Origin of the sequence: Pseudoalteromonas shioyasakiensis (genome assembly GCF_024518675.1) — a bacterium.
Classification (GTDB): Bacteria; Pseudomonadota; Gammaproteobacteria; order Enterobacterales; family Alteromonadaceae; genus Pseudoalteromonas; species Pseudoalteromonas shioyasakiensis_B.
Map to the genome: position 1 here is coordinate 81,932 of NZ_JANIGL010000005.1, position 24,903 is coordinate 106,834.

The 24,903-nt window shown below is 41.0% G+C and carries 21 protein-coding genes; 7 read left to right on the top strand and 14 right to left on the bottom strand.

Annotation, left to right across the window (positions count from 1 at the left end; all coding sequences use genetic code 11):
• Positions 1-9 precede the first annotated feature (9 nt).
• From aroK to NQT69_RS14390, 6 genes are all read right to left on the bottom strand, one after another.
• On the bottom strand, positions 10-528 hold the full coding sequence (aroK, locus tag NQT69_RS14365; protein ID WP_087533154.1) for a shikimate kinase AroK: 519 nt from the start codon (positions 526-528) through the stop codon (positions 10-12).
• A 184-nt stretch (positions 529-712) separates the two neighbouring features.
• Positions 713-2,806 carry a type IV pilus secretin PilQ gene (locus NQT69_RS14370; protein WP_256828388.1) on the bottom strand — a complete coding sequence of 698 codons (2,094 nt, stop codon included), beginning with the start codon at positions 2,804-2,806 and terminating at the stop codon, positions 713-715.
• Positions 2,793-3,329: a pilus assembly protein PilP gene (locus tag NQT69_RS14375; protein WP_256828389.1), complete on the bottom strand. Its 537-nt coding sequence runs from the start codon at positions 3,327-3,329 to the stop codon at positions 2,793-2,795. The genes NQT69_RS14370 and NQT69_RS14375 overlap by 14 nt, the downstream gene beginning before the upstream one ends.
• The gene (locus NQT69_RS14380; RefSeq protein ID WP_256828390.1) at positions 3,326-3,946 is read right to left on the bottom strand and encodes a type 4a pilus biogenesis protein PilO; all 621 of its coding nucleotides are present in this window, start codon (positions 3,944-3,946) and stop codon (positions 3,326-3,328) included. Before NQT69_RS14380 ends, NQT69_RS14375 begins: the two co-directional genes overlap by 4 nt.
• Positions 3,943-4,509, bottom strand: coding sequence for a PilN domain-containing protein (locus tag NQT69_RS14385; protein WP_256828391.1), 567 nt, complete (start codon positions 4,507-4,509; stop codon positions 3,943-3,945). The genes NQT69_RS14380 and NQT69_RS14385 overlap by 4 nt, the downstream gene beginning before the upstream one ends.
• Positions 4,497-5,576: a pilus assembly protein PilM gene (locus NQT69_RS14390; RefSeq protein WP_256828392.1), complete on the bottom strand. Its 1,080-nt coding sequence runs from the start codon at positions 5,574-5,576 to the stop codon at positions 4,497-4,499. Before NQT69_RS14390 ends, NQT69_RS14385 begins: the two co-directional genes overlap by 13 nt.
• 132 nt (positions 5,577-5,708) lie before the next feature.
• Between NQT69_RS14390 and NQT69_RS14395 the strand changes: the two genes are divergently transcribed.
• Positions 5,709-8,237, top strand: a complete 2,529-nt coding sequence (locus tag NQT69_RS14395; RefSeq protein ID WP_256828393.1) for a penicillin-binding protein 1A — start codon at positions 5,709-5,711, stop codon at positions 8,235-8,237.
• Positions 8,238-8,305: 68 nt separating this feature from the next.
• Here the strand turns inward: NQT69_RS14395 and metL are convergent, their stop codons facing one another.
• Both metL and metB read right to left on the bottom strand, forming a co-directional pair.
• Positions 8,306-10,651 (bottom strand): bifunctional aspartate kinase/homoserine dehydrogenase II, encoded by a 2,346-nt coding sequence (gene metL, locus NQT69_RS14400; protein ID WP_256828394.1) that lies wholly within the window; start codon positions 10,649-10,651, stop codon positions 8,306-8,308.
• A gap of 5 nt (positions 10,652-10,656) precedes the next feature.
• Complete coding sequence (gene metB / locus NQT69_RS14405) at positions 10,657-11,922, bottom strand: cystathionine gamma-synthase (RefSeq protein WP_256828395.1); 1,266 nt, start codon at positions 11,920-11,922, stop codon at positions 10,657-10,659.
• Positions 11,923-12,158: 236 nt separating this feature from the next.
• Between metB and metJ the strand changes: the two genes are divergently transcribed.
• A complete protein-coding gene (gene metJ, locus NQT69_RS14410; RefSeq protein ID WP_016709540.1) occupies positions 12,159-12,479 on the top strand; it encodes a met regulon transcriptional regulator MetJ in 321 nt (106 codons plus the stop codon).
• Positions 12,480-12,573: 94 nt separating this feature from the next.
• Here metJ and NQT69_RS14415 read toward each other — a convergent pair whose 3' ends face one another.
• Positions 12,574-13,815 carry a malic enzyme-like NAD(P)-binding protein gene (locus NQT69_RS14415; protein WP_256828396.1) on the bottom strand — a complete coding sequence of 414 codons (1,242 nt, stop codon included), beginning with the start codon at positions 13,813-13,815 and terminating at the stop codon, positions 12,574-12,576.
• 604 nt (positions 13,816-14,419) lie between these two features.
• Complete coding sequence (gene rpmE, locus NQT69_RS14420; protein ID WP_087532649.1) at positions 14,420-14,632, bottom strand: 50S ribosomal protein L31; 213 nt, start codon at positions 14,630-14,632, stop codon at positions 14,420-14,422.
• Positions 14,633-14,864: 232 nt separating this feature from the next.
• Here rpmE and priA point away from each other — a divergent pair, with 232 nt between their 5' ends.
• From priA to NQT69_RS14445, 5 genes are all read left to right on the top strand, one after another.
• A complete protein-coding gene (gene priA / locus NQT69_RS14425) occupies positions 14,865-17,051 on the top strand; it encodes a primosomal protein N' (protein WP_256828397.1) in 2,187 nt (728 codons plus the stop codon).
• A gap of 20 nt (positions 17,052-17,071) precedes the next feature.
• Complete coding sequence (locus tag NQT69_RS14430) at positions 17,072-17,602, top strand: SPOR domain-containing protein (protein ID WP_256828398.1); 531 nt, start codon at positions 17,072-17,074, stop codon at positions 17,600-17,602.
• An 80-nt stretch (positions 17,603-17,682) separates the two neighbouring features.
• Positions 17,683-18,201: an ATP-dependent protease subunit HslV gene (gene hslV / locus NQT69_RS14435; RefSeq protein ID WP_099295373.1), complete on the top strand. Its 519-nt coding sequence runs from the start codon at positions 17,683-17,685 to the stop codon at positions 18,199-18,201.
• 11 nt (positions 18,202-18,212) lie between these two features.
• A complete protein-coding gene (gene hslU, locus NQT69_RS14440; protein ID WP_256828399.1) occupies positions 18,213-19,541 on the top strand; it encodes an HslU--HslV peptidase ATPase subunit in 1,329 nt (442 codons plus the stop codon).
• 68 nt (positions 19,542-19,609) lie between these two features.
• Positions 19,610-19,984, top strand: a complete 375-nt coding sequence (locus tag NQT69_RS14445) for a gamma-butyrobetaine hydroxylase-like domain-containing protein (protein WP_256828400.1) — start codon at positions 19,610-19,612, stop codon at positions 19,982-19,984.
• 53 nt (positions 19,985-20,037) lie between these two features.
• Here the strand turns inward: NQT69_RS14445 and NQT69_RS14450 are convergent, their stop codons facing one another.
• The 4 genes from NQT69_RS14450 to NQT69_RS14465 form a co-directional block, all read right to left on the bottom strand.
• A complete protein-coding gene (locus tag NQT69_RS14450) occupies positions 20,038-21,090 on the bottom strand; it encodes a serine hydrolase domain-containing protein (RefSeq protein WP_256828401.1) in 1,053 nt (350 codons plus the stop codon).
• A gap of 246 nt (positions 21,091-21,336) precedes the next feature.
• Positions 21,337-23,217 carry a methyl-accepting chemotaxis protein gene (locus tag NQT69_RS14455; RefSeq protein WP_256828402.1) on the bottom strand — a complete coding sequence of 627 codons (1,881 nt, stop codon included), beginning with the start codon at positions 23,215-23,217 and terminating at the stop codon, positions 21,337-21,339.
• A 112-nt stretch (positions 23,218-23,329) separates the two neighbouring features.
• Complete coding sequence (locus NQT69_RS14460) at positions 23,330-24,358, bottom strand: MJ1255/VC2487 family glycosyltransferase (RefSeq protein ID WP_256828403.1); 1,029 nt, start codon at positions 24,356-24,358, stop codon at positions 23,330-23,332.
• Positions 24,355-24,894 (bottom strand): phosphatase PAP2 family protein, encoded by a 540-nt coding sequence (locus NQT69_RS14465; protein WP_256828404.1) that lies wholly within the window; start codon positions 24,892-24,894, stop codon positions 24,355-24,357. Before NQT69_RS14465 ends, NQT69_RS14460 begins: the two co-directional genes overlap by 4 nt.
• Between the last annotated feature and the right edge of the window lie 9 nt (positions 24,895-24,903).

Genomic DNA, 24,903 nt, shown 5'->3' on the forward strand with positions numbered 1-24,903 from the left:
TATTGGGTTTTAAAAATCTAATTTCTCAATGATTTGATTAGCAACAACTTTAGCGCTTTGCTCATCAGTGCGTACAGTAAAGTCAGCAACTTCTTTATATAACGGCTCGCGCTCTTGCGCTAAACGCTCTAAAACATCACGAGGTGCTTCTTCTGTTTGCAATAGTGGGCGACGCTTGTCGCGCTGCGTACGTGCAACTTGCTTTTCGATTGGTGTCTCTAGGTATACAACGATACCACGAGCCGAAAGCTTATTTCGGACTTCTTTACTCATCACTGAACCACCACCAGTTGCAAGTACAATACCTTGCATCTCAGTTAGGTCGCCAATGACGCCTTCTTCACGAAGTCGAAAGCCTTCTTCACCTTCAAGATCAAACACCCATGCTATATCAGCACCTGTACGGCGTTCGATTTCTTGATCAGAATCGACAAATTCAAGATGTAATTGGTCAGCGATGTGACGACCAATTGTGCTTTTGCCAGCCCCCATAGGGCCAACTAGAAATATATTACGTTTTTCAGCCATATCTTTTAGTACAAACGAACTCTAAAATTTGAAATAAAACCCCGCCTAACGACCTGGCCCCAAAATTAAGGAGGGGATTATCTCAGTAATTGATGCGGTATTTCAAGTCAAATAGAACAAAAAGCCAATTAACGGGCAATTAAAGTTAATAATTGCCCGCTGCGATAAGGAAAATAGACCAGATTTAGTCTATTTGAATCTTCGGAGTAACGAAAATCAATAATTCCTTCTTCTCATTAAACTCACTCGTACTTCTAAACAGCACACCTAGATAAGGAATGTCACCTAATAGTGGAACCTTTTTCGTCGAGTTTATGATTTGTTGCTGGAATATACCACCAAGTACCACGGTTTGGCCATTCTCAACGAGCACTTGAGTTTGAATTTTTTGCGTATCAATTGAAACAGCTGACCCGGTTGGGGTTTGCACTGTATCACCACGAGTGTCTTGCGTAATGATTAAATCTAAGATCACTTTATTATCTGGCGTGATATGCGGTGTGACCTCCAAGCTTAATACTGCTTTTTTAAATGTTACTGTAGTGGCACCACTAGAAGCCGATTCTACATAAGGAATTTCAGTACCTTGCTCAATCCGCGCTTTTTTCTGGTTGGCCGTAGTAATACGTGGGCTTGCGATAATTTCACCACGGTTTTCCTCTTCTAAAGCACTAAGCTCTAGATCAAGTAAAGTACCGTTAGCTAATTTCGCAACTTGCATTCCTATGCTGCCCGCAGCACTTGATACAGGTAGGTTTACATTTAAGCGATCACTGATACTTGGGATATCATCATACGACCCCGCGCCGAACATACCCTGAGCACCTTCTAGAGAGCCCGAAATCCCACCGTTATCAGAGGCGTCACTAAAGCCCCATCGTACACCTAAATCTTCTTGAACATTATCGCGTACCGTGACCATACGTGATTCAATAACCACCTGTTTCACGGCAATATCTAAGGTCTCAACCATACGGCGTACGCTTTCGATACTTTTAACCGTATCTTTGATCAGTAAAGTATTGGTACGTTTATCAACAGACACACTGCCACGAGGCGTAATAATACTGTTGGTATCTGTTTTTAATAGATCGGCAAATTCTTCTGCTTTAGCATAGTTAAGGCGAATATATTCGCTATAAAGCGGTTCTAAATCTTCAACTTGTTGCTTGGCTTTTAGATCTTTCGCTTCTCTGGCTGCCAGCTCTTCTGAAGGCGCAACCATTAAAATAGAGCCATCCATACGCTTATCTAGACCTTTAACACGCAATACTACATCAAGCGCTTGGTCCCATGGCACACCGTCAAGACGTAAAGTGATATTACCAGTCACGGAGTCACTGGTTACTAAGTTAAAGTCATTGTAGCCAGCAATGATTTGCAGTACTGCACGCACAGAAATATCTTGGAAGTTTAAGGTCATTGGGCGACCTTGGTACTCTTTTCCACCATCTAGAAATGAACGCTGTGAAGCATCTTTTTCGACAGTGAGCGTAAATACGTTCTCAATTTGTTGGAAAGTATATTTAAATGCAGCATTTGGTTCGATAACAATACGGCTTTTACTTTCTTCTTTAAATGTCTCTATGGAGCTAATCACAGTACCAAAATCTAACACATCCAATTCATACAACAAATCATCTAGAATATCGGTATGGTGGAATTCAGCAATAATTTTACCACCACTTTCATGCACATCGATAGCAGCTTGGGTATCTTGTAAAAAAACTAAAACTCTGGCTTCACCTTTTTCACCACGGCGAAAGTCTATAGATTGAATTGAGTTAATATAATTACTGGTTTCGCCAGCACTTGGCTCTGCAGTTGAACTCGTTAACATGTTATCTGATACATGTAATGAAACTAAATTGTTCTTAACCTTTGTTTGGTAAATTTTTAAACGATCCATATGTACAGTGACAATTAGCTCACCGTTATCCACTTTGCTAGTTACTTTCTCAATACCAGCTTTATTGATGGCAACGTCACTCATTGTGCCTTCTACATTACTTTCGCTGAAGCGCATTTCAATACGCGCAGGGTTATTAAACACCTGTACTTCTGGCTGTTGTGTTAACTCTTCATCAAAAACCAGTTGTAATTCTGTTTCTCCTGCAAGTAAAGGATTATAACGAACATCATAAAGTAATGGCTCAGCTAAAGCCGCTTGTGTAAGAAAAAGGGCAATAACGGCAAGCACATAATGTTGAATGCGGTTACTCCAAGATACTCCCTTATGCATTTTAATTTTACCTTTTTTATTTTTAACTCGCGCCATCAGTAGTCGCCTCTAACATTTCAAGCTTAGTCAGGCGCTCTTTCCAACAACCAGACCCATCGGGTATTAATTCCAGTAATTCTATAAAATCACTTTCAACATTTTTAACTTCACCATGGTACAAACCTAAAAAGTCACCCACAGTTACTCGGTGCAAAGAATCATCAGCGGCTTTAATTAACGCCCATGTTCGGCCATCAGAACCTAATGTGCCTTTCATTGCTAAATTATCTAACGGATATTTTTCTAGTGGCTCTCTTGTACGTTCAGGATCAGGGTGCAGACAGTTTTTTACTTGCACCATATTATTTTGAATCACTTCGGGTTGTGGTGCAACAAACGGGCTACGTAACTGCCCAGCACTGTATTCAAAGTGTTCGAACTTGGTGAGTTTAGGTATTTCTTCAACTTTCGGTGTGGTACTGGCTTTTACCTGGTCGATAAACTCTTGCTGTTGCGCAGTATCATCATTACATGCCGTTAAAACTAAAGTCGAAAGCAGTAGTACAGCTATTTTCTTCATTTCTTAGCCGCTCCTTTTTTCGCTGCACCCTCATAACGATAAGTTTTTGCCACCACACTAAATGTCAGTTTCCCCGTATTTGCACTGATGATAGAAAAGTCATGTAGACTGACTATACGCGGCAGCTGCGCAACTTTACCAACAAAGTCGCCAAACTCGTGATAACTCCCCACAACTTCAATTTTTATTGGTAGTTCTGTGTAAAATTCTTTTTCGATCTCTGGCAACCAACCAATCTTTAAAAAGGTTAAGCCGCTTGTGGTACCAACATAGGTTAAATCATCTAATAAGCCAGGTGTTTCATTAGAGGTAGGAAGACGTTTTAATAATTGTGAGAATTTTTCTTCCATATCCACCATTTGCTGACGGTAAATCTCTAAATTACTGGCCACGGCATATTTTGTGCGATAAGTATTACGTAATTCAACTTCTTTAGCGACTGCACTGTGGTAACTGTCGATTTCGTCTGAAACTAACAAGCTGTAACTAAAAAATAGCACCAAGGCAGCTACAAAAGTACAGCAAATAACTTTAACAACAACGGGCCAATCACCAATATTTTCGAGCTCAATTTCATTCCAATCAATCTCGGTTAACGCTTTGATATCAAGGTTCATTGTTTAGCCTCACCAATTTTATCAAAGGGCTTAACATAAAATTCCATATTAAAATCACTAAGTAAGCGAGATGACTTTTCACCAGCTATGATTCCTTGCATAGTGGGCTTTTCTAACAAATAAGAGTTTTGTACTTGGCGTAACATAGTTGATAGGCGGTTATTTGATTCACTGCGTCCAATAACATGAATGGCACTGCCCCGACGTTCTAACTTGGTTAAATACACCCCCCCTGGCACAATTTTAGCTACTTCGTCCATAATTTGTGTGCCTAAGTTACGGCTACTTTGTAAATCTTCAATGAGCCGCATACGTTGTTGCAAACTTTCTTTCTTTTTATCCAATTCACGAATTTCGTGGATCCGCGCATCCAAATGACCGATTTCAGTTGTTAAAAAGCTATTTTTGATATTTTGTCCATCACGTAGATTGCCATAATAAGTACTCAGCATATACATACTTAAAAAGCTTACTAACACAACTAATAATAAAATAGTGACAAACTTATTTTGTGATTGTTTTCTTTGCAGTTCACGCCATGGTAGCAAATTTATATGTGGCATTTTGAGAAGCTCCTTAATGCCAACCCAGTAGCAATGGCAAACTGTGTTCGATGACGCTGCATTACATTACGATCAACTCTAGGCGATATTTCTATATTTTCAAATGGTTCAGCAACAATTGTATGAATCCCCAATTCTTCAATTAGTAAACGATCTAAACCTTGGATCATCGCTGTTCCACCAGTCAAAATTATATAATCAATTTGTTCTTTACCGCTGGTTGTTAAAAACATTTGTACAGCACGACGAACCTGCTGCAGTAATGATGTTTGAAATGGCGCTAATACTTCGAAGGTATAATTAGGTGGTAGATCTGCAGTTGTTTTGCCTATTTCGGCTTCATCAAAGCTTTTATTATAATAAGCTACAATACTATTAGTGTATTGATCGCCACCAAACACTTGATCGCGGGTGTAAATGGTTTCACCCGCCAGCACAACACTAACTAAAGTCAACACTGCGCCTATGTCTATCATTGCTACACATTTATTAAATGCATCACTGGGTAACTGTTGATAATAAATATCCATAGCACGGCTAAGGGCATAACTTTCAACATCAACGACTTTGGCTGTTAAGCCTGCTGTTTCGAGTGCGCCCACTCGCGCTTCAACACTCTCGGTTCGTGCAGCCGAAAGTAGCACATTCATTTTGGTCGGATCAGCTTCATTAATTGCTAGCTTTTCAAAGTCTAAGCTAACTTCATCCAAAGGGTATGGGATTAAGCTATCTGCTTCAATTTCAATTTGCGATTCAAGCTCAGCATCACTTAGCATCACATCCATAAAAATCACTTTAGTGATTACTGTCTGCCCCGACACAGCTACCGCTGCATTTTTTGCCGATTTAGGTAATTTTCGCTTCAGTTTAGTGATAATATTACCAATTGCTTCAATGTCCTGAATATTACGCTCAGACATAGTTCCTTTTGGCATAGGTTCAATTGCTAAAGCCTCGAGGCGGTAGCCGGTTTCCGTTTCATTCAGTAGCACAGCTTTAATAGCGTGCGAACCGATATCTATCCCTATCATCATTGATGAAGACTTATTCATTAGTTGGCTTAACATGTTTGCGATTCGGCCTTTGTTTTAAGAATAAACAAGTTATAATTTTTATCTGAAAAAATACTATTCATTTTTTAATCAATATATACTATCAGTCTACGATTCTAATTGGGAGTCCATTTAGGGAAAATATAAGTGATTTTATTCAAACGAACTTTACAATTTTTTATCATTTGTACGTTTTTGGGCTTAATAACATTAGCAAGCCTTTATTACTACGTTAAATCCGATATCCCCAGTGTGCAAGTTTTAAAAGACGTGCAACTACAAACTCCCATGCAAGTATTCTCTCGAGATGGCTTGTTAATCAACCAATTTGGAGAAAAACGCCGTATTCCCGCGAGTATTAAGGAGATCCCGCAACCGCTCATTGATGCGATTTTAGCTACCGAGGATACCCGATTTTATGAACATATTGGCATAGATCCTATAGGTATTGTTCGTTCAGCGATAGTATTAATATCGACTGGCGAGAAAAAACAAGGCGCAAGTACGATAACAATGCAGCTTGCTCGTAACTTTTTCTTAACACGAGAAAAAGCCTACATTCGTAAAGTAAAAGAAATCTTTATTGCACTGCATATTGAAAACTTACTCAGTAAAGATGAAATACTTGCTCTTTACTTAAATAAGATCGAATTAGGCAACCGTGCCTTTGGTATTGGTGCCGCTGCACAAGTTTACTATGGTAAAGAACTGAGTGAATTAAATTTAGCACAAATGGCGATGATTGCCGGTTTACCAAAAGCCCCTTCAGCATTGAACCCAATTCGTAACCCACAGCGCGCAAAAGCTCGCCGTAATGTCGTGCTTGGACGTATGCTTGACGAAGGGTTTATTACTCAGCAAGTGTATAATGAAACTATTCAGCAACCAATTACCGCACGCTTTCACGGTGCAGAAATTGACTTATATGCTCCTTATATATCAGAAATGGTTCGTGCAGAAATGGTCGCGCGTTATGGTTATGAGCGTGCCTATAACAGCGGTTTTAAAGTATTCACTAGTGTAGAGTCAGACGTACAAGCGGCAGCTCAAAAAGCCCTTGTTGATAACCTACATGCTTACGACATGCGTCATGGCTATCGCGGCGCAGAAACCCACCTATGGGATCATGAAACACAATCGGCATTGAGTCAGCAGGCTATTTTAGAAAAACTTGCGCCAGTAAAAGAAATTGGCCCATTATTAGCTGCTGCTGTATTAGATGTTGGCGAGCAAAGTGCAAACGTATTACTAAAAAATGGCGAGCAAGCCACACTAAGCTGGGATAATTTAAAATGGGCACGTAAGTACATCACTCGTTATCGTCAGAGTTTTGCACCAAAAACAGCCAACGAAATTTTAGTGCCTGGCGCTCAAATTTGGCTGCGTAAAAATGACGACGGCAGCTACTTACTTAGTCAGCTCCCTGAAGCTGCCAGTGCTTTAGTATCTCTAGATCCTAATGACGGTCGTATTAAGGCGATTGTTGGTGGTTATAGTTTTGAACAAAGCCAATATAACCGTGCAGTTCAAGCAAAGCGCCAAGTCGGCTCGAATATTAAACCATTTATTTATTCTGCTGCACTAGAAAATGGTTACACTCTAGCCTCAATTCTAAATGATGCGCCAATCAACCAATGGGATAAAAGCTTAGGTGTTGCCTGGCGCCCGAAAAACAGCCCCGCGGTTTATAATGGACCCATCCGTATTCGTCGTGCACTGGCACAGTCTAAAAACGTTATTTCTGTGCGCTTACTACGCGGCGTTGGCCTTAATCGTACAGCCGATCACTTGCTTAAATTTGGCTTTCAAAATAGTGATATCAACCGTAGCGAATCTCTGGCTTTAGGGAGTGCATCTATTACCCCTCTTGAACTAGCCCGGGGTATGAGCACATTTGCTAATGGAGGTCATTTAATTACCCCCTATTTTATCAGTGAAATACAAGACTCTGCTGGTAATGTTCTATTCAAAGCCCAACCTCAACTGGCGTGCGATGCTGATGCAGTTGCTCACGAGGATAGCTTTGCTTTAGATAGTAATTTAGCAAGTCCTACTACGAATGCTTTTACTGAGTCTGCGACTGATCATGCGCCTGCTGTTGAATGTGCTCCACGCATTATTTCTAAACAGAATGCTTTTCTCATTGCCGACGCGATGCACAGTGCTGTTTGGGGAGGCGGTAGCTGGGCCCATAAAACTGGCTGGAGTGGTACTGGTTGGCGTGCACAAGCATTAGAGCGCCGCGATTTATCTGGTAAAACAGGGACAACCAATGACTCTGTTGATACTTGGTTTAGCGGCTTTAATCGTAATGTGATGACTTCTGTTTGGGTTGGCTTTGATAATCCAGGTAATCCTCTGGGCCGCTCTACCTATAATAGTAACCTTGATAAGTCTCAAATTTCTGGCGCTGAGTCTGGTGCTAAAACGGCTCAACCTGCATGGGTAGACTTTATGCGTGTAGCCCTTAAAGAGCAGCCAGAAGCACCAATAGAGCCACCCGAAGGGCTAGTGTCAATTCGTATAGATCTAGCAACAGGGTTACTTAGCCAAAAAAATGATTACACCAGTCGCTTTGAGTATTTTGAAAAAGGCACAGCCCCGACAAAATATGTAATGCAGCATGTTGAAGATGTGTTTGAAGAAGAGACCAAAACAGAAGAAGAGTTGTTTTAATCGTCGCGATATAAAATCGCTGCTACGTAAAAAAGCGCCAAGACTGGCGCTTTTTTATTGCATGCTTTTTATTTTAAATTTTGTATTAACCAATATAAATCAGAATGCACGCCTGCCGCGGTGACTTCTTTACCAGCACCAGGGCCTTGTATCACAAGCGCATTATCACTGTACCACTGGCTGTTAATAACGAAAATATTATCGCCTGGTGTTAAATTAGCTAAAGCATCACCTTGGTTGGCAAATGCTAACCCCACTTTCGCTGTGACTTTATTATCAACAAGTGACAAAGCGCCAGTATAGCGCAAAACTTGCCCTCGCTCGCTCGCCTGCGCGGCTTTATCAGCAATAAAGCTATCTAGCTGTTGCTTGTTATCTAAAAACGACTGCCAATCACCTTGCGCTAATTGCTCAGGCATCAGTGCTGTTAAGTCAATATCGTCAAGCTCTAACGTTAAACCTAACTCACGCGCTAGAATAAGTAACTTACGCTGCATATCTCGGCCAGATAAGTCTTCACGCGGATCAGGCTCTGTAAAACCCATTTGTTGTGCTTGCAATACTAAATCTGAAAATGGCACGCTGCCATCATAGCTACTACACAACCAAGATAACGTACCAGAGAACACCCCTTCAATATGGGTGATTTTGTCGCCACTATTTTGTAAATCTGCTAAAGCAAAATTAATCGGTAAGCCTGCGCCAACAGAGGTGTTATAACGCCATAATAAATTACGCTCAGCTAAATTGTGGCGTAATGCTTGATACCAATCATTATTAGCAGTCCCTGCGTATTTATTAGCGCTGATCAAATGACAATCTAAATTAACAAAATCAGGATAAAGTAAGCTAAATGACTCACTGGCGGTAATATCAATCACCACTTTGTGTTCGTAATCCAGCTCACTTATATGCGTTAATAAATCAGCCTGCTGATAATCAACGGCTTCGTTATCCCATTGTGTTTGCCATTGCTCCAGGCTGATGCCACTTGGGCTAAATAACATTTGCTGAGAACGTAATAAGCCTACCAACTTCACGCTGTAATGTTGCTCTAAACGATTTAGCTGTTGTGATAGCTGGGAAATAAACACTTCGCCAACATTTCCTAAACCAGCGATGATCACTGCAAGCTCTTGGCCTTTATTGATTAACTTGTCGTGTAATAGCGTTAATACATCGCTATCAATTGCTTGGTCGGTTAATAGTAATGCATATTCAGTATCTTGGTGGCTAAAGCGAGGCGCTAAACTTTGCTCACCAAGCAACGAGGAAGCCTGTAAAGATAAATGAGCTATATCGTTACTTGGCGCGACAATAGCGCAACCATGTAGGTTTGACTCAATAATATTAGCGCGACCTTGTAAATGACTCACCACCTGATGAGTAGCATGGCCCGGTACTAATAAATAGGTATCACCCTGTTTTACAAAGTGATGCAAGCTATGCTGAATAAGTTGACTCAACTCACCCACTTCACCCGCATTGAGTTGATCGACTCGTAATAAATCAATATTTTCTAACGTGGTGATAAAACGCTTGGCTTTACTGTAGCCTTCTTTCACTATTTCTGTGGCACTGGCTTCGGTATCAAAGCTGCTGCGCACGAGCAGTTTTATATCGGTGTTTTTTAAAGGTGATAATGTTTTCGCATGTAAAACAGGATTGCCTAATCGCGCTAATAAATTAGCTTGGCCACGACACACTTTTGAGTACTTTAAGGCTTTATTGACCTTACGGGGGTCAGTACTAAATACACCTTGCGTGTCGGTCCAAATAGACACTTGTTGCGCATGGCAATAATTACCCAACAATGTCGCACTATAATCACTGCCATTACGCCCAAGGGTAATTGTTTCGCCTTGACAGTCGCTTGCAATAAAACCGGTAACCACATTAATATGCTCAGGGCTCACTAACTCGGCGCAAGCGTGCTGATTTTTTTGGTGCAGTAATTGCCCATCATTTAAAGTGAATAATTGACGAGCATCAATATCTTTTGCCGCTAAGCCCAATTGTTGTAAATATCCGGCAAGTAATCTCGCCGACCATACTTCGCCATGAGCAAGTAAAGCCGACTCCGCCAAAATTTGCTGCTTTGCTTGCTCAGCTAATTGTGTCAGTTCTTGCTGCAATAAGCTAAGGGCCTGCTGTTTTACTTGCGCCGTTAAGAGCTGCTCAATCAAGGTTCGCTGGTGATTATCTAATAATAATAAAATGTCACTAACTGCTTGTTGATCTCCCTGCTGGTAACTTTGCCACAACTTAACCAAAGTATTCGTTGTTTTACCTGCGGCAGAAACCACAACACAATCACCTGCTTCACTATTAGCTAAGATGATATTAGCAACCGCTTGGTAACGTTCAGGTGAGCTTAAACTCGAACCACCAAATTTATGTACTATATTAACCATTATTCTTACCACAATGCCGTATGTGCAGGTGTTAGTTTAAATGAACTTGTTTGCTCACCCTGTTGTTGTGCAGCTGCTTTTTGCGCAATAGCTTGCTCACCTTGATTACCTTGACCTGGCTTTACTTTATTAAATACGCGTTCTAAATCAGCCACCAAATCTTTAACATCTTCAATACCAACAGAAATACGAATTAGGGTATCGCCCACACCAGCTTCAAGACGGGCTGTTGCGTCCATGCCTGCATGAGTCATGGTAGCCGGATGGCAGATTAAGCTTTCAACGCCACCTAATGACTCTGCTAAGCTAAACTGTTCAAGGCTTGTTAAAAATGCAGCAGCATCATGCACATCACCCTTAATATCAAAACTTACCATACCACCAAAACCACGTTGCTGTGCTTTGGCCAGTTCATGCTGCGGGTGTGATTCAAGACCAGGGTAATAAACTTGGCTTACATAAGGCGAGCTTTCAAGATATTGTGCTATCACGAACGCATTTTCTTGATGCTGACGTAAACGTACATTTAGCGTGCGTAGACCCCGTAGGGTTAAATAGCTATCAAACGGCGCGCCGGTAATACCGATATTATTCGCCCACCACGCAAGCTCATCACCTAATTCTTGGTTTGCAGCAATCACGGCGCCACCCACAACATCTGAGTGCCCATTTATGTATTTAGTCGTCGAGTGCACCACAATGTCTACACCAAACTCGATTGGGTTTTGTAAAGCCGGAGATAAGAATGTGTTATCGGCTCCTACTAAGGCGCCGCACTGTTTAGCAATAGTGGTAATCGCTTTAATATCGGTAAGACGCAAAATTGGGTTACTCGGTGTTTCAATCCAAATTAACTTAGGTTTGATTTCAAGAATTTTTTTATGATTTTCGGCTTTAGTTAAATCTAAAACCACTAACTTTAATAACCCACGCTTTTCAAGCGAAGTAAATAAACGGTAGCTGCCGCCATAGCAGTCATGAGGAATAACTAAAGTATCATCACTATTAAGTAGTTGAGTTGCTAAATGTACCGCCGACATACCCGTGGCTGTAATAATTCCTTTAGCGCCCCCTTCAAGCTCGGCCAAGGTTTCAGCTAATATATCGCGATTTGGGTTGCCACTGCGGCCATAATCGTATTGGCGTTTAGTATCAAAATCAGCAAATGAATAGGTTGTTGATAAATGAAGAGGCGGTACAACTGCACCATGATGTTTATCAGCATCGATACCATTTCGTACCGCGATAGTTGCTTTGTTCTTTTGACTCATAACGTCACCTACAATAAATGGATGTTTAGACGTCTAAAAGGTTAGAGGATCAGTCCCCATAAGTCAAAACATTTGTGGTGCTACCAGAGCATTATTAGCAGTAAAGATATTTAGCTCGCTAGATGGCTAAATAACAAGTGTTTGACTATCTTTTTTAAAACGATAGAATTTCCCGCATCTTTGCAAAGCAACGGGGCGATGCAAACAATTAATAACCTGAGGCAACGATACTTCTTATGGCTAAATGGAACGGTGAATATATTCATCCATACGCAGAACACGGTAAAAAATCAGAACAAGTGAAAAAGATCACCGTGTCTATCCCACTTAACGTGCTAAAAGTGTTAACCGACGAGCGTACCCGCCGTCAAATTAACAATCTACGACACGCGACTAACAGCGAACTACTTTGCGAAGCATTTTTACATGCTTTTACTGGGCAACCACTGCCAAACGACGAAGACTTGCGTAAGGACAACCCTGAGAAAGTACCTGAAGAAGTGAAGAAAATCATGCTTGAGATGGGACTTGAAGTACCTGTACTTAACGAAGATTAAATCATTACTTATTTATTCCTGCCTTCAGGAATTAGATACAAAAAAACCTCAGCAACTTTTGTTACTGAGGTTTTTTATTGCGTGATCGTTTGGTTTAAGCCATATAGTTTTCAGGCATATCGATTTGCGCAACACCTGAATCAATAGCAGCTTGCGCTACCGCTTTTGCTATACGTGGCAACAAACGTGGATCCATAGGCTTAGGTATGATGTACTCAGGACCAAACTCCAATTTATCAACACCTGCAGCTTTTAATACTTCAACAGGTACCGGCTCTTTTGCAATACTGCGAATAGCATCTACAGCTGCAATCTTCATTTCATCATTTATTTGGCTAGCACGCACATCAAGGGCACCACGGAAAATAAACGGGAAACATAAAACATTGTTTACTTGGTTAGGGTAGTCAGAACGCCCCGTCGCCATAATAAGATCTTTACGAGCGCTGTGAGCAAGCTCAGGTGCGATCTCAGGATCTGGATTTGAGCAAGCAAAGATCACCGGCTTATCGGCCATCAATTTTAAGTCTTCTGCCGCTAGTAAGTTAGGCCCAGACACACCAACAAATACATCAGCATCGGCGATAACGTCTTGCAAGGTGCGCTTATCTGTATTATTTGCAAACAACTGTTTATATTCATTTAAATCGTCGCGACGAGTATGGATAACACCTTTACGGTCAAGCATATAAATATGCTCACGCAATGCGCCACATTTAATAAGTAGCTCCATACAAGCAACCGCTGCAGCGCCGGCGCCTAAGCAAACAATAATCGCATCTTCAATATTTTTGCCTTGTACTTCTAAGGCATTGATCATACCCGCAGCAGTAACGATTGCAGTGCCATGCTGATCATCATGAAAAACAGGAATGCTGCAGCGCTCAATTAACGCCTTTTCAATTTCAAAACACTCAGGTGCTTTAATGTCTTCAAGGTTAATACCGCCAAATGTATCTGCGATATTGGCAACGGTATTGATGAAATCTTCAGTTGTGCGATGCTTAACTTCAATATCAATTGAGTCAAGACCTGCAAATCGCTTAAATAATAAAGCTTTACCTTCCATAACTGGTTTTGAAGCCAACGGACCTAAATTACCCAAGCCTAATATAGCAGTACCATTAGTGATAACAGCCACCATATTACCTTTGCCCGTGTATTTATAAGCATTAGCCGGATCAGCTGCAATTTCGCGCACAGGTTCAGCAACACCTGGACTATAAGCTAGAGCGAGATCATTAACGGTTTCAGCTGGCTTAGTAAGCTCAATGCTGATTTTTCCTGGAACGGGGTGAGCATGGTAATGTAATGCTTGTTCACGAAAGTCTGACATAACGCGATTTTATCCTGCAAGTAAGTTAAGTTTAAAGTGAGAGTGAGCAGTTCTAAGCGAACAATACCTATATTATAATTAAATTCAAGCAATATCAGGTCTATCCTGTTATATGCTATATCAGTTAATTTTATGCGTTTTGCCAGCATTTTTAGCAAAAAATTCCAAATTCGCATAATTAAAACACTAACAAAGCATCAAAAAACCCAGCTAAGTTTGCATGAATTTACAGCAAATAGTACAACAACAGCTATAGATTGAAAAAACAGAACAATAGTCGACGATAGCAACAAATACCGACATTTTTGCCCATTTTAAAAACACTAACAGTAGTAACACCTTCTGCACTAGTAATGAATATAGTGAATTAAATAGTGTTTGTCTGTTCTTTACAGACTATAACCAGTATAAAAAGCAGAAATATTAGTCAGTATAATAGTTCACTGAAGCAGTCAGTTGCTGGCAACAAAGTAATACAGAAAGGGAATTTTTGAATTAAAAGCCTTTGCAAACAAGGTGTGTATACTTGCTTAAAGTCGCTTTTATTAAATTGCAGGCACAAAAAAAGCACCCTAAGGTGCTTTTCTCAACACAAAAGCAGAAATTACTTGCTGCTAAGTGAACCGAAACGCTTGTTAAAGCGATCAACACGGCCACCTGTGTCTAGAATCTTTTGCTTACCAGTGTAAAACGGGTGACACGCAGAACATACGTCTAAGTGGATGTCTTTACACAAAGTTGAACTAGTTTCGAATTTATTTCCGCATGAACAAGTTGCTGAAATTACTTCGTACTTAGGGTGAATACCTTCTTTCATAGAAACCTCTAGTTAAGGCCGCATCGCTCTCCAAACCCGAAGTCTGGCACCATACGTCGTTTAAATCAAAATAATTGGACGCGTATTCTAAGCAACAACCCCGCCCGCTACAAGCTTTAAATACGTTTTTTGCTAATAAAATGAGCAAAAACTTTAAACCCAGCATTTGCTGATAGGTTTTTTACCGTAACTTTAGTACATTAGCTGTCTTGTTGGTTTTTGTTGAGTTGCTATGAGTTTTGTTGAAGTTGCTATAAAAGTTCCGCTACAGCGCACTTTTGATTACAGCCTACCGGAACAACTTAATGGTTTATCAATAACGCCACAAGTTGGAGCGCGAGTAATTGTACCGTTTGGCACGAAAAAAAAAGTGGCGGTAGTACTTGCCCTAAAAAACCATACTGACGTACCCGCAAATAAAATTAAAGCGCTATTAGAAGTGATTGATGATGAGCCTATTTTATCCGCGCAGCACCTCGACTTATTACGCTTTACTGCCCGCTATTACTGCTACCCTTTAGGTGAAACAATCCACATAGCACTACCGGGGGCATTACGCCAAGGCGAATGTCCTGATAAAAGCAGCATTAATATGGTCGCTTTAACTGAAAAAGGCGCCAAGCTTCCCTCTTTAAAAGCTAAAAGCCAACTAGATTTATTAAAACAATTGGCTGAGTCTGGTAAATCATCTCTTACCGAACTAAAAGCACTTGGCTTTAATAAAAAAACCATAGATAGCCTGCTCAACAAAGAGCTTATAAATCAAAGCATAGAGCACGATAACCAATGGCAACAACAAGCACCACGTATTGGTACTAAGCCCATATTAAATAAAGAGCAAGCCGTAGCATGCACAACAATAAACCAAAGCACGGGTTTTAACAGCTTTTTGCTCGAAGGCGTAACAGGCAGCGGTAAAACTGAGGTTTATCTGCAATGTTTAGAAGAAGTATTAAAACGAGGCGAACAAGCTTTAGTACTTGTCCCTGAGATTGGCTTAACACCGCAAACAGTTAACCGCTTTCGTCGCCGTTTTGTAGATACCCCTATTATGCTTTGGCATTCAGCCTTGACTGATAACGAACGCCTACAAACATGGCGTTTTTGTGAAAAAGCCAGTTGCGCCATTGTGATAGGGACACGTTCGAGTATATTTTTACCATTTTTAAAACTCGGTATGATCATTGTCGATGAAGAGCACGATAGCTCATTCAAACAGCAAGATACCTTACGCTACCACGCAAGAGATTTAGCGGCTTATCGTGCTTTTCAGCATAAAATACCGTTAATATTAGGCTCTGCTACACCCGCATTAGAGACTCTACACAAAGCAATTAATGGTAAATACCAGCTACTGAGCCTAACCCAGCGAGCACAAACCAGCACAGCTAATAAATTTCAGCTGTTAGATATGAAAGGGCAACCTGATCAAGCGGGTATCGCCCATGCCAGTCTTGCTACCATGCGTCAGCACTTGGCCCGAGGCAAACAAGTCATGGTATTTTTAAATCGCCGTGGCTTTTCACCTACGCTCATTTGCCATGAATGTGGCTGGCTAAGTGAATGCTCTCGTTGTAGTACCAGCGCTACGTTTCATAAAGCCATAGGACAGATGATTTGCCATCACTGTGGTGAACAAGAACGGGTACCACACCAATGCCCCGACTGCGGCAGCACACAGATATTCCCCAATGGTAAAGGCACCGAGCAAATCGAAGAGTTTTTAACAAACGAATTTGCTGATATTCCTATCAGCCGGATTGATCGTGATTCAACTAGGCGTAAAGGCAGCTTAGAAAAAGCCCTTGATGATATAAACCAAGGCGGTGCGCGTATTTTAGTTGGCACGCAAATGTTAGCCAAGGGACATCATTTTCCTGATGTCAGCTTAGTGCTTATTTTAGATGTAGACAGTGGCTTATATTCATGTGACTTTAGAGCCACAGAGCACCTTGCACAACTAGTAACCCAAGTTGCTGGCCGTGCTGGTCGTAGTGGAGAGCCGGGTCACGTGTTACTGCAAACACACTTTCCTGAGCATCCATTATTACAAGATTTAGTGAATAACGGTTATCAAGACTTTGCTCGTTTTGCATTACAAGAACGTGAAGATGCCGAGCTGCCACCAATCACCAATATGGCCATTGTTCGTGCCCAAGGCCATAACGTTAAGCAAGTCGTGGATTTTTTAACTGATTTAGTTCCAGTCCAAGGTGTAAGTGGTATACAATTGTTAGGACCAATTCCTGCTCCGCTTGAAAAAATAGCAGGAAAATATCGTTTTCAATTACATATTCAAGCGCTTGATCGCCAATTATTACACCAATATTTAGCGCAAATGATTGATTATTTAAGTACCAGCAAACTCGCCCAAAAGGTACGCTGGAGCTTAGATATCGACCCAATAGATATGATTTAAGGTTAAAACTCAAAACACTGATGGCACAACACGACTTTATTAATAAAAAACCGGGCAACCGTAACAGTAAAAAACAACCTCCCGCTAAAAAGCCATTTCCGGTTTTATTGGTCATTTTAACTACATTGTTAGTCGGTGGGTTTTGCTTTGGTTTATGGTATGTAAAAACCAACGCTGATCCAAAACTTGTTGAGCAACAAGCCAACCCAAGTAAAGTAAAAGAAAAAGTAACGCTGGCAAAACCACGCCCGCCAGAGTTTATAAAAGAAATAAAAGAGCACGAAGTCCAAGTCGAAGTTAAAGAGCTTGAACAAAAAGGCCCTTATGTCATGCAATGCGGGTCATTTAGAACTCGCTCTCAAGCCGAGACATTGAAAGCTAAAATAGCGTTTGCCGGGCTTATTGCCGAGGTGCGCGAAACCACCGGCAGCAATGGTATTTGGTATAAAGTACGCTTAGGCCCTTATAAAACCAAGCGTTTAGCTGAAAGTGATAAAAACAAACTCAAACGTAGCAAAATAATGGGCTGCGGAATTTGGCTTTGGACTTGATTTTCCTCCATTAACCCATATTAACTTCTCATCAATCGCTTTTTACGAGTCGCCCCTGCGACTCGATGATGAGGAATAACATGACCACTATTGTAAGTGTACGCCGCGACGACAAAGTCGTCATTGGTGGCGATGGCCAAGTATCACTTGGTAACACCGTAATGAAGGGCAATGCCCGCAAAGTTCGACGCCTTTATAATGGCAAAGTAATCGCTGGTTTTGCTGGCGGTACTGCTGATGCCTTTACCCTATTCGAACGCTTTGAAAGTAAATTAGAAATGCACCAAGGTAACTTAACCAAAGCAGCCGTTGAAATGGCAAAAGATTGGCGTAGTGACCGCGCCCTACGAAAACTCGAAGCCTTACTAGCGGTTGCTGATGAAACCGCGTCATTGATCATCACTGGTAACGGCGATGTGGTACAGCCAGAAAACGATCTAATCGCAATTGGTAGCGGTGGTAACTTTGCACAATCTGCGGCAACAGCGTTACTTGAAAACACCGACCTAAGTGCACGTGATATCGTAGAAAAAAGCCTGACAATTGCAGGTGATATTTGCGTATTCACTAATAATTTCCAAACTATCGAAGAATTGTAATAGGAACCGCTATGTCTGCTATGACTCCAAGAGAAATCGTTCATGAACTTGACCAACATATCATTGGCCAAGCAAAAGCAAAAAAAGCCGTCTCTATTGCGCTTCGTAACCGCTGGCGCCGTATGCAATTAAGCGACGATTTACGCGCTGAAGTTACCCCAAAAAATATTTTAATGATTGGCCCAACCGGTGTTGGTAAAACTGAAATTGCACGTCGTTTAGCCAAGCTTGCCAACGCGCCATTTATTAAAGTTGAAGCCACTAAATTCACCGAAGTGGGTTATGTTGGTAAAGAAGTTGAAACCATCATTCGTGATTTAGTTGATGTATCAATTAAAATGACACGCGAACAGCAAACTAAAAAGTTTAAGCACCGTGCTGAAGAAGCAGCAGAAGAGCGCATTTTAGATGCACTACTGCCACCAGCAAAAGATTCATACGGTGAAGCTCAGCGTGATGAAAACTCATCAACACGCCAAACATTTCGTAAAAAACTCCGTGAAGGTCAATTAGACGATAAAGAAATTGATATCGATGTTGCTCAAGCACAACCGAATGTTGAGATCATGTCGCCACCTGGTATGGAAGAAATGACCAACCAGTTACAGAGCATGTTCCAAAACATGTCTTCTGATAAAAAGACCAAACGTAAGCTGAAAATTAAAGAAGCGTTTAAACTATTAGCCGAAGAAGAAGCGGCTAAATTAGTAAACCCTGAAGAACTGAAAGAGCAAGCAATCTTTGCAGTTGAGCAAAACGGTATCGTGTTTATCGATGAGATCGACAAAATCTGTAAGCGTGGTGAATCATCAGGCCCAGACGTAAGCCGTGAAGGGGTACAACGCGACTTACTACCTCTTATTGAAGGCTCAACAGTCAACACCAAACACGGCATGGTTAAAACCGACCACATGCTATTTATTGCCTCTGGCGCATTCCAAATGTCAAAACCATCTGACATGATCCCTGAGCTGCAAGGTCGCTTACCTATTCGTGTTGAACTAGAAGCACTCACAGCCGATGACTTCAAGCGTATTCTAACTGAGCCGCATGCGTCACTTACAGAGCAGCAACGAGAATTACTTAAAACTGAGCAAGTGAATGTAGAGTTTGCCGATGATGCTATTGAGCGTATCGCTAAAGCCGCTTGGCAGGTAAACGAAAAGACCGAAAATATCGGTGCTCGCCGCTTACATACGGTGATGGAAAAGCTAATGGAAGAAATTTCATTTGATGCCTCAGAGCAAGCAGGTTCAAATCTCGTGATTGACGCCGCTTATGTTGAAAAACACTTAGGCGCACTGGTTGAAGATGAAGACTTAAGCCGCTTTATTCTTTAATTTTAAAACTAGGATCTAGGGCCTAGGTTCTAGGTTCTAGGTTCTAGGTTAATCACAAAGGTATAACAATGAAACAAGTGATCAAGGTACACCATCATACCGTTAGCAAAACTCTTGATGTTTATTTTGATGACGACTCAACTTGCACCTTTAGCAGTGAGTTTTTGCGTGTACATTCCCCCTCTGCCGAAGTACAAGGCCATGGCAATGAGCCTATGAAGTTAGTGCTGGGTAAATCTCAGATCGGCATCAGTAAAATAGAACCTGTTGGCCACTATGCAATTAGGCTCAGCTTCGACGATAACCACAACAGCGGGCTATTTAGCTGGAGCTATCTCTCGCACCTGCAAGCTAACCATGATGAATTATGGCAAACCTACCAACAACGCGTAGCAGAGCACCAAGCAAACAAAGACAGCGTACCGATCAAGTTTGTGCCTTGATTAGTTAACGAGGGTAAAGTATAACCCTCTCACTTTTACTATATTGGTTCACGTTATGGGACTGGTAGTGTATTACTTTTCTCTTTGCGAAGAATATCAATAATACGGTTATAAATAACCAAGGCAGTCAATTCTGTTTCATCACTCACGGTGTTCACAAACTGAACTACCACAGTATCAATATTGTTATGGTAACGTGCAATACTTTGATAGCCTAGAACCCAACCTTTGTGGCCATATACATAAATTTCAGAGTATATTTCTTGTTCATTACCTGAAAAAACACTGCCATCATTTAAAGCTCTTAAGAAGCGTCCTACATCTTTAGCTGAGGCGAGCATGCCGAAGTCAATGCTTTTTAAATCCGCCTCTACTCCAACATAGTATCCGCTCATCACATCATCTATATTCACTTCACTAAGAGAGCTATATGTATTACTTAAACCAAGTGGTATTAATATAGCCTCTTTTATGTATTGTTGGTGTGGGTAACCCAATGCTTTATCAATAATTTTTCCAATAAAAAAATAGTTTGTGTTTGAATAACTATATTTTTCGTCGGGCTCGAAATCCGCAGATAAATCTAATATCAAATCTAACCATTCTTGGCTTGTTTCTGGCGGGTTATCCCATTTAAAGTTGGGCTGATCTGTTAGGTTAGGTAAACCGCTTCTATGTTGTAACATCTGTTTTAAGGTAATCTCATCTGCGTATTCAATTCTTCCCAGTAATTCAGGGAAATAACCCCCTAATGTATCGTCTAAGGATAAATCGTGATTACTCACCAATTTTGCCGTCGCAACCGCAAGGTAAAGCTTACTAATACTCGCAATTTTAAATAAAGCCTGTGGATCAGCAGGCGTTTTATTATCCCTATTTTTCCAACCTGCAGAGTAAAGCTCACTTTCCTGACCCGCAGTATCAACATAAACAATTATCCCGTCTAGTCCATAACCTACAGCATCATTAACTTGCTCTTGAACACTATTTGGCAAAGGCATTATCCAAGCCTTAATTCCTTGCCAAGGCGGAAAAATCACAAGACTAATAATTACTATTGGAACCGTAATGACCCTAAGTAGCTTAGTTAATGTTTTTTTATTCATTATGATTACCAACTTAATCGCTAAATTTTTGCTCTTCTTTATTCATGTTAGCTAACTGCAATAAAATCTAACTAGTAGATCGCCAATAGCTAAACTCCTACTTTAATTTAATAAATAAGTAGGATTCAATATTCTTTGCAATGTCTTTGGCTCTAAATTACAAGCAAAGATAAAAACAAAAAAGCCATAAGCCCAAAGCAACTCAAGCTGCTTAAAACTTATGGCTTATAACTTTAAAACTGACAGCTAAACCTTAAACTTATCTATCGCTTGATGCAGCACTTTCGCTTGCTCTGAAACTTCTTCACTGGTCTGGGCATTTGTCACTGCATGTGTTGAAGCTTCTTCTGCAATATCACGAATACGCACTACGTTTTTATTCACCTCAGAGGCCACTTGGCTTTGTTCATCAATGGCCGCAGCGATATGGGTACTCATGTCCATGATGGTTTGTACATCTTCGGTAATCGCACCTAATAATTCACCGGCTTTAGTCGCTTGCGCTGCACTTTCTCCGCCTTGTGTACGACAGCGCTGCATAATACTCACCACTTCTTGAGTACGTTCTTGTAAGGTTGAAATGATGCTTTCAATCTCTGTTGTTGACTCTTGAGTACGCTGGGCTAGCGAGCGAACTTCATCAGCAACAACCGCAAAGCCTCGGCCTTGCTCCCCAGCGCGGGCGGCTTCAATCGCGGCATTCAAAGCAAGCAAATTTGTTTGCTCTGCAATAGCGCGAATCACATCAAGTACGGAGCCAATTGTTTCACCGTCTTTTTCAAGTTGCGACACCACTGTTGAGGCATTACCTAATGAATCCGATAATTGATTAATATGCTTAACTGTTGATTCAACTTCCGAGCGCCCTTGTTGCGCACTAAGATTGGTAGACTCGGCTTTTTTAGCCGCCGCTTCAGTGTTATGCGAAATGTCTTGAATGGTCGCCTGCATCTCAGTGGCGGCAGTTGCAACCATATCAGCTTCGTGTAACTGCTCTTGCATACCACTACTGGTCGCGGAGGTTGTTTCTGATAAATTCCCAGTCGCAATATTTAATGTAGTAAGCGCGGTGTTTACTTCATAAATAAGCTTTTTGAAATCACCTATTAAGCTATTAAAATCGACTGTCATGGTGGTGATTTCATCTTTACCGGTTTCTTCAATGAATAAGCTTAAATCGTTGTTGCGTCTAATATCATTGATGGTGTGATACACCCGCTCGATAGGTAAAATAATTGAGCGACTGGTAAAATAAACCAGTGCCATAACAATTAAACTAGCAATGACAAAAATAACAATTGCCAGCATTTCTGCTTGCTTGGCCGTATTACTTACTTGTTGTTTGGTTTCGCTGGTAATGCGCGAAACCACATCATCACTTTGTTTGACACTAACGCGCATTTTACCTACTGCCCCAGAGTCTAAATCTAACCCTAGTGCAACTTGTGCATCAACTAATGCTATAAATTTATCTTCATAACTATTTAACAGTGATATTAACTGTTGGCGGGTATTCGTATTGATATCCGAAGCGTTAATTTGCTGAGCCAACTGCCCTGTTAACTCTTTGAAGCGGGTTAAATATTTTAGATCTAAGCGCAGCATAAAGTCTTTTTCTGCACGGCGTAACTGCAGCATTAAAGTTAAAAGTTGGTAGCTATTTTGTTCATCAAGCAGCACTTCCATTGCATGTACAGCGCCACGTAATTCGCCATATAGGGCATCTTTTGGATGCAAACCTATTACACGTTGCAACTTAACAACCTGTTGAAAGTCGTTATAATACTTCTCAGCTAGCACTGCAAACTTATTAACTTGATCAGTTGCAATATTTAATTCGTTAGACAGCACTGTCAGTTTGTCGAGTTTAAACTGCAATTGTTTATACTCTTGATCAAATGACTCTAACTTCGACTCATCCTTATAAAATAGAAAGTCTTTTTCATGTTTACGCATTGAAAGCTCATGTATATCTAGCTCTTCTGCATATTGAATGGTTTCATTTAGTTTTAGCATCGTCCGTGCTTCATAAATGATAATACACAACATAACAATCATTGCTAAGCCAACAACTAACGCATTAATTTGCAACCGACGCTTAATCGTCAAGTTTTGAAGTAAAGTCATCTACCACTACCTTTCTAATCGAATCAATACGATTATAGTAAAATATTAATTTTAATGTGTAGATTATCCTAGTTTATGACATTAAATATTGAAATTACTTTCAAAACAAAAATCAAGCAACTGAATGCCACAATGAATCATGTAGCTTTTGCGTATTCCCCCATTGCTTATCAGCCAACCAGTTAACTAATGGTTGTGGATCGCTGGGAAAGTTAATCTGCATGTTCGCTTTACTGGTTATCCACTCATCAAGTGCACAGGGGTTTAAATAACTCATAACGTGGGCGGCTTTCATCGCTAATAAGGTTTGTGCGTTTGCATCTTGCTCAAATTGGCCAGACAAAGGCTTAAGCAGCAGTTTTTTACCAAGCTTTAATGCCTCACTTGACAGTTCAAACCCTGCGTTGGCTATCACACCACTGGCATTTGCCAGATCATTTAAAAAACCACTGCGCGATGGGGCTCTTAGATGAATATGGCCATATGAGCTATTTTCCGCATCTGGGTGATAACAGTAAAACTCTTTAGCCGGAAAGTCCTTTAAATAATCAACCACACTTGCTAGTTCTTCAAATGGTAAATAAACCAATACCTTATTATCAACACTCACTGGATTATCATGATGGTGATTAGCAATAAACGGTGGAATAATATTATCTGCAAACGGCTGCCAATGAACACCTAAGTAGACATCAGCCGGAGCATAATAACGAATTAACGAACGGCGAAATAAACCGTGACCAAACATAGGTACTTTAGGAGATAAGAAGGCGGCCTGGTGACTCATACCTATAACAGGGATACCTTGACGCCTTGCCGCCCATGCGGTAATAGGTTCAAAATCATTAAAAACGAAATCATAACCAGAGACATCGAGCTGTTTAATATCTCGCATCAATTTACACACTCGAGCATTTTTTGCCGTACGTAAACTACTCACTTGACCATTTTGCGTCGAAAATGATAATCCGCGGAAACTACGATAATTGGCAAATTCGCTCATATCAAAGTAGTCTTGTTGCGCACGCCCTGAAAAAACATAATCTACGTCAACGCCCATGCGGCTAAACGCATTTGCCATCACCCGCGCACGGGTTATATGCCCGTTTCCTGTGCCTTGAATACCGTACAGTATTCTCATAGATAACCCACCAACAAAATAGCCATTACACCACAACTTGACCCCATTAAGGCACCAAGCACTACATCAGCCGGGAAATGAACCCCTAGCACCACACGAGAAGCAGCCACACCACTGGCCCATGCAAACCACAACCAGAATAGTTCTGGAAAATATTGCGCCAATATAATGGCGACTAAAAAAGCACCTGCGCTATGTCCAGATGGCAAACTAAACTTGTCGCTGGGAACTATGTACGCCCCTTTGACTAAACAATCACAAGGCCGAACCCGAGCGAAGGTTTTTTTCGCGAAATAATAAATTGGCCGCTCTATTAAAAAACCAAGCAATAAGGTAATCGACAATAACTGTAATTCCTGCTCGCTACCTAACCAGCCAAACCCCAAAGCCAACATGACGTATAAGCCGCCGTTACCACTTTTAGAAAACCCTAATGCTGAATTTTTTATCCAAACAGGTGAGTTTCCGTTAAATAACTTAAGGAACAAATCTTCATCTAACTGTGCAACCTTTTTTAGTATATTGTTCTGACTCATGGGTTGGGT